The organism is Streptomyces sp. ATLC9, assembly GCF_057196705.1.
In genome coordinates, this window is the sequence record NZ_JBXUOY010000230.1 from 1 (window position 1) to 8,265 (window position 8,265).

Consider the following 8,265-nt stretch of genomic DNA (forward strand, 5'->3'; position numbering starts at 1 on the left):
GACGAGGCGCTGGCCGCCGCGGACGCGGCCGGGCTCGGTCTGGGCGGGAGGCTGCTGTGGCGCGAGGTGCGCACCCCCGCCGACACCGAGCGGGAGACCGGGGCCCCCGGCGGCGCGGTGCCCGCCCCCGCTCTGGCCGGGGCGGACGGGGCCTTCCTGCGTGCGGCCAATTCCACGGGTACGGCCGGGCTGTACCGGGTGGGCGGTTCGGCCCATCCGGGAGGCGGGCTGGCACACGCCGGGATGTCGGGGGCGCTGGCCGCCGGGCTGATCGTCGAGGGGGACGACTGGCGCGGCTCCCGGTGACGGGACCCGCCCGGCGGGACCCGGCTCAGTAGCGGGGCTGCTCTCCGTGGGGGTGGGCGGCTCCGGGGGCCGGGTCGTACCCGCCCTCCCCGTATCCGTACCCGCCGTACCCGCCGTCCTCGCCGTACTGCCCGGGCTGCGGCTCGGAGCCGCGCTGCTGCGGCACCCACACCCCGCCGGGCGGGGTGTGGCCCGCGTACGGGTCGGCGGGGTGGCCCGCGCCGTACCCGTCGGCGTAGGAGGCACCGGAGGCGTCGGAGGCGTCGGCGTACGGGCCGGAGTAGGCGGCGTACTGCTGCTGCCCGTCGCCCGTACCGTAGCCGTGGTCGTGGTCGTAGGAGCCGGCGTACTGCCCGGCCTGGTCGTAGCCGGGGTAGCCGGTGTAGTCACCGGTCGCGTACGGGGCGGAGTGGGCGTCGTACCGCTCCTGCCCGTCATACCGCTCCTGCCCCTCGTACCGCTCCTCCGGCTGCCCGGAGGCGGGGGCGTCCCGCTCGTAGACGCCGTAACCGCCGGTGTCGTCGGGCAGCGGCTCCGGGTTGTACGCGGGAGGGGCCGCCGGCTCATGGACCTCCAGCCCGGAGACCTCCAGGTGCGGCTCGGCGTCCTGGGGCGGCGTGGGCCGCACCTCGCGGCGGCGCCTGCTGGTGCCGGGCATGCCGCCCAGCGCCCAGCCCGCGGTGAAGCCGCGCCGGTAGGAGAGGGTGACGAAGGTCTGGCCGACCGCGAAGGCCGCCCCGCCGAGCGAGATGACCGTCAGCGACACCGGCACCGAGGGGATCACCACCACCCCGAGGACCACCAGGGTGAACCCGCCGAAGGCAAGCAGCCGCCAGCGCAGCCTCGCCTTGTACTGCAGCAGCACCTCGGCCAGCAGCCAGACCGCGACGACACCGAACGCGATGTAGAGGAGCGTCCACCCCATGTGCGTCCTCCCACCCCGTCTTCTAGCCCCGCCTGTGCAGGCCCAGATTCTCGTAGATCTCCAGAGTCGCCGTGGAGTGGTTGAGGGTGATGAAGTGGAGTCCGGGGACGCCCTCGGACATCAGCCTCGCGCACAGCTCCGTGGCGTACTCGATTCCCAGAGAGCGTACAGCGGCCGGGTCGTGCTCCACCGCGAGGATGCGCTCGGCCAGATCCGGGGGGAAGGCCGCGTTGCTCAGCTTCGCGAACCGCTCGATCTGCCGCACGCTCGTGACGGGCATGATCTCCGGAATGATCGGGACGTCGCAACCCGCGGCGGCCACCTTGTCGCGCAGCCGCAGGTAGTCGTCCGCGTGGAAGAACATCTGCGTGATGGCGTAGTCGGCGCCGGCCCGGCACTTGTCCACGAAGTACCGGATGTCGCTGTCCCAGTCGGGCGAGCGCGGGTGCATCTCGGGGAAGGCGGCCACCCCGACGCAGAAGTCCCCCGACTCCTTGATGAGCCGGACCAGCTCGGCGGCGTAGGTGATGCCCCGCGGATGCGGTACCCACTCGCCAGTGGGGTCGCCGGGCGGGTCGCCGCGGACGGCGAACATGTTGCGGATGCCGGCGTCCGCGTACTGGCCGATGACGTTGCGCAGCTCGGCCACCGAGTGGTCCACCGCGGTGAGGTGGGCGACCGGGGTGAGGGTGGTCTCGGTGGCGATCCGCTCGGTGGCGCGCACGGTGCCCTCCCGGGAGGAGCCTCCGGCGCCGTAGGTCACCGACACGAAGGTGGGGGCGACGGCCTCGACACGGCGGATGGCGTTCCAGAGGGTGCGCTCGCCCTTCTCCGTCCTGGGCGCGTAGAACTCGAAGGAGTACGAGCGCTCGCCGGAAGCGAGCAGCTCGCGGACGGTGCGCGCGCGGTCCGTCCTGGTGGAAGGGGTACCGAGGGCCATACCGGCAGGCTAACCGGCGCCCCGGCCGCGCACCGCATCTCCGGGGCCATATGTCCGTTTGACCCGTCTGCCGTCCAATGGGTGGACACCCGTCCCGGCCGCGGGCGGCCTCAGACCGACCGCAGCCGCGCGGCGAGGTCCGCGGCGGCGGCTCCCGGGTCGTCCGCCTCGGTGATCGCGCGGACCACCACGACCCGCCGCGCCCCGGCCTCCAGCACCTGGTCCAGGTTGGAGGCGTCGATCCCGCCGATGGCGAACCAGGGCCGCTCCGGCCGCAGCCGCGCGGCGTACCGCACCAGGGAGAGCCCCGGGGCGGGGCGGCCGGGCTTGGTGGGAGTGGGCCAGCAGGGGCCGGTGCAGAAGTAGTCCACGCCCGGCTCGGCCAGCGCCGCGTCCACCTCGGCCTCGGTGTGGGTGGAGCGGCCGATCAGGACTTTGTCGCCCAGGATCGCGCGGGCGGCCGGCACCGGCAGGTCGCCCTGCCCCAGATGCAGCACGTCCGGGCCCGCGGCGTGGGCGACGTCGGCGCGGTCGTTGACCGCCATCAGCTTCCCGTGACGGCGGCAGGCGTCGGCGAGGACGGCCAGGTGCTCCAGTTCCCCGGCGGCCTCCAGGGACTTGTCGCGCAGCTGCACGATGTCGACGCCGCGGGAGAGCACCGCGTCCAGGAACTCCGCCAGGTCGCCGCGCTCCCGGCGCGCGTCCGTGCACAGGTAAAGGCGGGCGTCGCCGAGCCGCTCGCGTGCGGTCGCTGCCATGCGGGAATCCCCCCGGAACGAGGCGTGCGGATCCGGCGCCCGGGCGGGCGCCGGATCCGCACGCCGGTGGTCGGTCATACGGTTGGTCGGCCTCGTCCGGCCCTGCCGGGCCGGGTCGTCCGCGGTGAGGCGCCGTTCGGACGGCCGGCGTCAGACGGCCAGCGCCTGGGCGCGCCGCTTCACCTCGGTGCCGCGATTCTCGCGCAGGGCCCGCGCCGGGGTGCCGGGCAGGGTGTCATCGGGCGTGAACAGCCACTCCAGCATCTCCTCGTCACTGAAGCCGTCGTCCCTGAGCAGCGTGATGGTCCCCGTCAGGCCCTTCACCACCCGGCCCTCGCCGATGAAGTCGGCGGGTACCTGGAGCACCCGGTTCTCCCCGCGGCGCACCGCGATGAGCTGCCCCTCCTTGACCAGCTGCCGCACGCGCGTCACCTCGACGCCGAGCCTCTCGGCGACGTCGGGGAGAGTCAGCCAGGCCGGGACGAGAGCATCGGTCTTCGCGTCAATCTCGTTCACGGGAACCAGCCTGCCATCTGCCACCGACAGTCACTAGCGGGCCGCGCTCTTCAGGGGGACGGACGGGTCGGCGGCCCGCGTCGGGTCCAGGGCCGTGCCGCGCTCGATCAGCTTCCGCCCCTGGGTCAGGTCCCGCGGACGGCCCACCGCCAGCAGGGCGCGCAGCACACCGCCGCGCAGCCAGCACACCGACCAGGCCGCGTCCGCCGGATCGCCGCGCCACAGCATCTCGTCCTCGCCGGTGTGGTGGCCCGCGTACTGGACGAAGCGGCCGAACTGCTCGGACCAGAAGTACGGCACCGGGTCGTACAGCGGTGTCTCGGCCTCCCCGGCGGCCAGGCCCGAGGCGACCGTGCGGGCCCCCTGGAGCGCGTTGTCCCAGTGGTGGACCAGCAGGCGGCGGCCGTAGCGGGCCGACGGGTAGGAGGCGCAGTCCCCGACTGCGCGGACACCGGGGGCGGAGGCGCGCAGGTACTCGTCGGCGAGGACCGAGCCGTCCTCGCCCAGCGCCAGGCCGGAACCCGCCAGCCAGCCAGTGGCCGGGCGCGCGCCGATCCCGGTGACGACCGCGCCCGCCGTCAGCACCGAGCCGTCGGACAGCTCCACCTCGCACACCGGGTTCTCCGGCGTGCCGGCCGCGGCGACGCCCGTGACGGCGCACCCGGTGCGCAGTTCGGCGCCCGCCTCCTCGTACCAGACGCGCATCCGGGCCGCCACGGACGGCGGCAGCGCACCGGCCAGCGGCTGACCGGCGGCCTCCACCACGGTCACCCGGCAGCCGGCCTCGCGGGCCGCGGTGGCGAACTCCGCGCCGATCCAGCCGGCTCCGACGACCACCACCTCCCGGCGCCCGGCGAGCACCGGCCGCAGCCGCTCGGCGTCGTCGAGGGTGCGCAGCGGGTACACCCCGGGGACGCCCCCGGCGCCGGGCAGGAGGACCGGCGCGGCGCCGGTGGCGACGACCAGGTGGTCGTAGGGCAGCGGGCCGGCGTCTGTGTCCGCCTCCCGGTCGCCGGTGCGCAGCCCGGTGGCGGCCGTGCCCAGGCGCAGGTCCACCTCCAGGGCCCGGAAGTCGACGTCGAAGGCGGATCCGGCCGCCCTGCCCAGCAGCACGGCCTTGGACAGCGGCGGCCGGTCGTACGGCCGGTGGGGCTCCTCGCCGACGAGGGCGACCGCTCCGGGCCAGCCCTGCTCACGCAGCTGCACGGCGGTCTGCACCCCGGCCATCCCGGCGCCGACGACGAGGACCCGCTGCCTGCTCTGCTGCTCGGTTCGCACACTCACGCGATCACTGTAGGAGGTCGGAGCGGGCCCCGGGACAGCCTCGCGGCAGGGCCCGGTGAGAGCCCTGCCACAGCCGCCGCGCCCGCCGGCGCCCGGGCTCCCCTTCAGCCCCGGCGGGCACGCGGATAGGGTGGGCGTCGTTCCGGGAGCGGGAGGGGACTCCGGCGGACCGGAAGCGGAACGAGGAAGAGCGCGGGAGCCCGGCGCACCGGGCTGAGAGGGAGGCTTGCGCGGCCTCCGACCGTACGAACCTGATCCGGGTCATTCCGGCGAAGGGAGGGGCACGGCGCTCATGCACGTGCTGATCATCGGCGGTGGCGTCATCGGGCTGGTCACCGCCTGGCGGACCGCGCAGCGAGGGGCGCGGGTCACGGTCGCCGACCCGGCGCCGGGCGGCGGCGCCGCCCGGGTGGCGGCCGGGATGCTGGCGGCGGTCACCGAGCTGCACTACGGCGAGGAGTCCCTGCTCGCCCTCAACCTGGCCTCGGCACGCCGCTATCCGGCCTTCACCGCCGAACTGGAGGAGGCCTCGGGCCTGGGAACCGGATACCGCGCCTGCGGCACACTGGCCGTCGCGCTGGACGCCGACGACCGGGCGCATCTGCGGGAGCTGCACGCGCTGCACCGGCGCTGCGGGCTGGAGTCGGCGTGGCTGACCGGCCGCGAGTGCCGCCGCCTGGAGCCGATGCTCGCTCCCGGGGTGCGCGGCGGGCTGCGCGTGGACGGCGACCACCAGACCGACCCGCGCAGGCTGACGGCCGCGCTGCTGGCCGCCTGCGAGCGGGCCGGGGTGCGCTTCGCGCGGCAGCGCGCCGAGCGGCTGTCCCTGTCCGGCGACCGGGCGGCCGGGGCACGGCTGGCCGACGGCACCGCGGTCGGGGCCGACCGGGTGGTGCTGGCGGCGGGCGGCGAAAGCGGTCGGCTGGCGGGGGTGCCCGAGGAGGTCCTGCCGCCGGTGCGCCCGGTCAAGGGCCAGATCCTGCGGCTGCGGATCCCCGGCCCGTACGCCCCGTTCCTCTCGCGCACCGTGCGGGCCCTGGTGCGCGGCGGCCATGTCTACCTGGTGCCCCGGGCCGACGGCGAGCTGGTGCTGGGCGCGACCAGTGAGGAGCGGGGCTGGGACACCACCGTGACGGCCGGGGGCGTCTACGAGCTGCTGCGCGACGCGCACGAACTGGTGCCCGGCATCACCGAGCTGCCGCTGGTGGAGACCCGCGCCGGCCTGCGCCCCTGTTCCCCCGACAACGCCCCCCTGCTCGGCCCGACCGCCCTGCCCGGCCTGCATCTGGCCACCGGCCACCACCGCAACGGGGTGCTGCTCGCCCCGGTCACCGGCGACGCCCTGGCCCAGGCCCTGACCACCGGCGAGCTCCCCGAGGAGGCACGCCCGTTCACCCCCCGGCGTTTCGACCGCACGCTTCAGGAGAGTCCTCTGTGAACACCGGCGCACCCCGTACCGCCGCGACCGTCACCGTCCACGTCAACGGCGAGCCGCGCGAGATCGCGGCCGGTCTCGCCCTCGACGCGGTCGTGTCGTCCCTGACCACCGCCCCGGCCGGCGTCGCCGCGGCCGTCAACGAGACCGTCGTGCCGCGCGGGCGGTGGCCGGCGACACGGCTGTGCGACGGCGACCGGGTCGAGGTCCTGACCGCGGTGCAGGGGGGCTGACGGCGCCATGGCGGACGACACCCTCACCATCGCCGGCACCTCCTTCGCCTCCCGGCTGATCATGGGCACGGGCGGCGCGCCCAGCCTGGACGTGCTGGAGCGGGCGCTGCTGGCCTCGGGTACCGAGCTGACCACCGTGGCGATGCGGCGCCTGGACCCGACCGTCTCCGGCTCGGTGCTGTCGGTGCTGAGGCGGCACGGCATCCGCGTGCTGCCCAACACCGCCGGCTGCTTCACCGCCGGGGAGGCCGTGCTCACCGCCCGGCTGGCCCGCGAGGCGCTGGGCACCGACTGGATCAAGCTGGAGGTCGTCGCCGACGAGCGCACCCTGCTGCCCGATCCGGTGGAGCTGCTGGAGGCCGCCGAGACGCTGGTCGACGACGGCTTCACCGTCCTGCCGTACACCAGTGACGATCCGGTGCTGGCGCGGCGGCTGGAGGACGTGGGCTGCGCGGCGATCATGCCGCTGGGCTCGCCCATCGGCTCCGGCCTGGGCATCCGCAACCCGCACAACTTCCAGTTGATCACCGAGCGGGCGTCCGTCCCGGTCGTCCTGGACGCGGGCGCGGGCACCGCCTCGGACGCGGCCCTGGCCATGGAGCTGGGCTGCGCGGCGGTGATGCTGGCCTCCGCCGTCACCCGCGCCCAGGAGCCGGTGCTGATGGCCGAGGCGATGCGGCACGCGGTGGAGGCGGGACGGCTGGCGTACCGGGCGGGCCGGATCCCGCGGCGGCACTTCGCGCTGGCCTCCTCGCCGGCGGAGGGGATGGCGGACCTCGACCCGGAGCGGCCGGCCTTCGGGTGAGCGTCCGCGGGCCGCGCCGCGATGCCGCGGCGCACTCCGGTGCGCCTGCCCCGGTGCGGTCGGCCGTGCGGGCGGCGGATCGTAGACTCTGGGCCGTGGACACGACCCTCCGGGACCCGTTGATCGGGCACGTGCTCGACGGCCGGTACCGCGTGGAGGCGCGGATCGCCGTCGGCGGCATGGCCACGGTCTACCGGGCGGTGGACACCCGGCTGGACCGGGTGCTCGCCCTGAAGGTGATGCACCCCTCCCTCGCGGCCGACGCCTCGTTCGTCGACCGGTTCATCCGGGAGGCCAGGTCCGCGGCCCGGCTGGCCCACCCGAACGTGGTGGGGGTCTTCGACCAGGGCGAGGACGGCGGCTACGTCTACCTGGCCATGGAGTACGTGCGGGGCTGCACGCTGCGCGACGTGCTGCGCGAGCGCGGGGCGCTCCAGCCGCGCGCCGCCCTGGAGATCCTGGAGGCCGTGCTCGCCGCGCTGGGCGCCGCCCACCTGGCCGGCCTGGTGCACCGCGACGTGAAGCCGGAGAACGTCCTGATAGGGGACGACGGGCGGGTCAAGGTCGCCGACTTCGGCCTGGTGCGGGCCGTGGGCTCCCGGACCTCCGTCTCCACCGGCTCGGTGCTGGGCACCGTCTCCTATCTGGCGCCCGAGCAGATCGAGCACGGCACCGCCGACGCCCGTGCGGACGTCTACGCCTGCGGCGTGGTGCTGTACGAGATGCTGACCGGCTCCAAGCCGCACGCCGGCGGCACCCCGGCCCAGGTGCTCTACCAGCACCTCCAGGAGGACGTCCCGGCCCCCTCGGCCGCCGTGCCCGGCCTCGCCCCCGCCCTGGACGACCTGGTGGCCCGTACCGCCGCACGCGACCTTGGGCGCCGGCCGGCCGACGCCGTGGAACTGCTCGCCGAGGTCGGGGCCGTACGGGAGGCGATGACCGGCGAGCAGCTGGACGCGCTGCCCCCGGCCGCCGCCGGCCGGGGCGGTTCCCCCGTCGCCGCCGGGGGGGGGGGGGGCGGCGGGCCCGGCGGGGGGGCGTTTTATCAAACTAACCTGGGCGC

Annotated in this window: 9 protein-coding genes, 1 pseudogene and 1 riboswitch; of the genes and pseudogenes, 5 read left to right on the forward strand and 5 right to left on the reverse strand. The window is 75.6% G+C overall.

What is annotated here, in order from left to right:
- A pseudogene (locus AC2CJA_RS20620) lies at window positions 1-306 on the forward strand (NAD(P)/FAD-dependent oxidoreductase); the annotation flags it as partial.
- 25 nt (window positions 307-331) lie between these two features.
- Here AC2CJA_RS20620 and AC2CJA_RS20625 read toward each other — a convergent pair.
- The 5 genes from AC2CJA_RS20625 to AC2CJA_RS20645 all read right to left on the reverse strand — a co-directional run bounded on the left by AC2CJA_RS20625 (window position 332) and on the right by AC2CJA_RS20645 (window position 4,729).
- Window positions 332-1,231 (reverse strand): hypothetical protein, encoded by a 900-nt coding sequence (locus AC2CJA_RS20625; protein WP_484604165.1) that lies wholly within the window; start codon window positions 1,229-1,231, stop codon window positions 332-334.
- 22 nt (window positions 1,232-1,253) lie between these two features.
- Window positions 1,254-2,171 carry a methylenetetrahydrofolate reductase [NAD(P)H] gene (gene metF, locus AC2CJA_RS20630; RefSeq protein WP_484604166.1) on the reverse strand — a complete coding sequence of 306 codons (918 nt, stop codon included), beginning with the start codon at window positions 2,169-2,171 and terminating at the stop codon, window positions 1,254-1,256.
- A gap of 110 nt (window positions 2,172-2,281) precedes the next feature.
- Window positions 2,282-2,929 carry a thiamine phosphate synthase gene (thiE, locus tag AC2CJA_RS20635; RefSeq protein ID WP_484604167.1) on the reverse strand — a complete coding sequence of 216 codons (648 nt, stop codon included), beginning with the start codon at window positions 2,927-2,929 and terminating at the stop codon, window positions 2,282-2,284.
- A gap of 150 nt (window positions 2,930-3,079) precedes the next feature.
- Window positions 3,080-3,445: an Rv2175c family DNA-binding protein gene (locus AC2CJA_RS20640; protein WP_484604168.1), complete on the reverse strand. Its 366-nt coding sequence runs from the start codon at window positions 3,443-3,445 to the stop codon at window positions 3,080-3,082.
- 33 nt (window positions 3,446-3,478) lie between these two features.
- Window positions 3,479-4,729 (reverse strand): NAD(P)/FAD-dependent oxidoreductase, encoded by a 1,251-nt coding sequence (locus tag AC2CJA_RS20645; RefSeq protein ID WP_484604169.1) that lies wholly within the window; start codon window positions 4,727-4,729, stop codon window positions 3,479-3,481.
- A 191-nt stretch (window positions 4,730-4,920) separates the two neighbouring features.
- Window positions 4,921-5,008, forward strand: a riboswitch (TPP riboswitch).
- 13 nt (window positions 5,009-5,021) lie between these two features.
- On the opposite strand from AC2CJA_RS20645, the gene thiO reads away from it, so the two are divergent.
- From thiO to AC2CJA_RS20665, 4 genes are all read left to right on the forward strand, one after another.
- Window positions 5,022-6,167, forward strand: coding sequence for a glycine oxidase ThiO (gene thiO, locus AC2CJA_RS20650; protein WP_484604170.1), 1,146 nt, complete (start codon window positions 5,022-5,024; stop codon window positions 6,165-6,167).
- Window positions 6,164-6,397 (forward strand): sulfur carrier protein ThiS, encoded by a 234-nt coding sequence (gene thiS, locus AC2CJA_RS20655; RefSeq protein ID WP_484604171.1) that lies wholly within the window; start codon window positions 6,164-6,166, stop codon window positions 6,395-6,397. Before thiO ends, thiS begins: the two co-directional genes overlap by 4 nt.
- 7 nt (window positions 6,398-6,404) lie before the next feature.
- Window positions 6,405-7,202 (forward strand): thiazole synthase, encoded by a 798-nt coding sequence (locus tag AC2CJA_RS20660; RefSeq protein ID WP_484604172.1) that lies wholly within the window; start codon window positions 6,405-6,407, stop codon window positions 7,200-7,202.
- A gap of 95 nt (window positions 7,203-7,297) precedes the next feature.
- On the forward strand, window positions 7,298-8,265 hold a 968-nt coding region (locus tag AC2CJA_RS20665; RefSeq protein WP_484604173.1), incomplete at its 3' end, for a protein kinase domain-containing protein.

Excerpts from the sequence above, each read along its gene's own strand:
- AC2CJA_RS20625 (WP_484604165.1), bottom strand. The coding sequence starts at position 1,231 with ATGGGGTGGACGCTCCTCTACATCGCGTTCGGTGTCGTCGCGGTCTGG.
- metF (WP_484604166.1), bottom strand. The coding sequence starts at position 2,171 with ATGGCCCTCGGTACCCCTTCCACCAGGACGGACCGCGCGCGCACCGTC.
- thiE (WP_484604167.1), bottom strand. The coding sequence starts at position 2,929 with ATGGCAGCGACCGCACGCGAGCGGCTCGGCGACGCCCGCCTTTACCTG.
- thiO (WP_484604170.1), top strand. The coding sequence starts at position 5,022 with ATGCACGTGCTGATCATCGGCGGTGGCGTCATCGGGCTGGTCACCGCC.
- AC2CJA_RS20660 (WP_484604172.1), top strand. The coding sequence starts at position 6,405 with ATGGCGGACGACACCCTCACCATCGCCGGCACCTCCTTCGCCTCCCGG.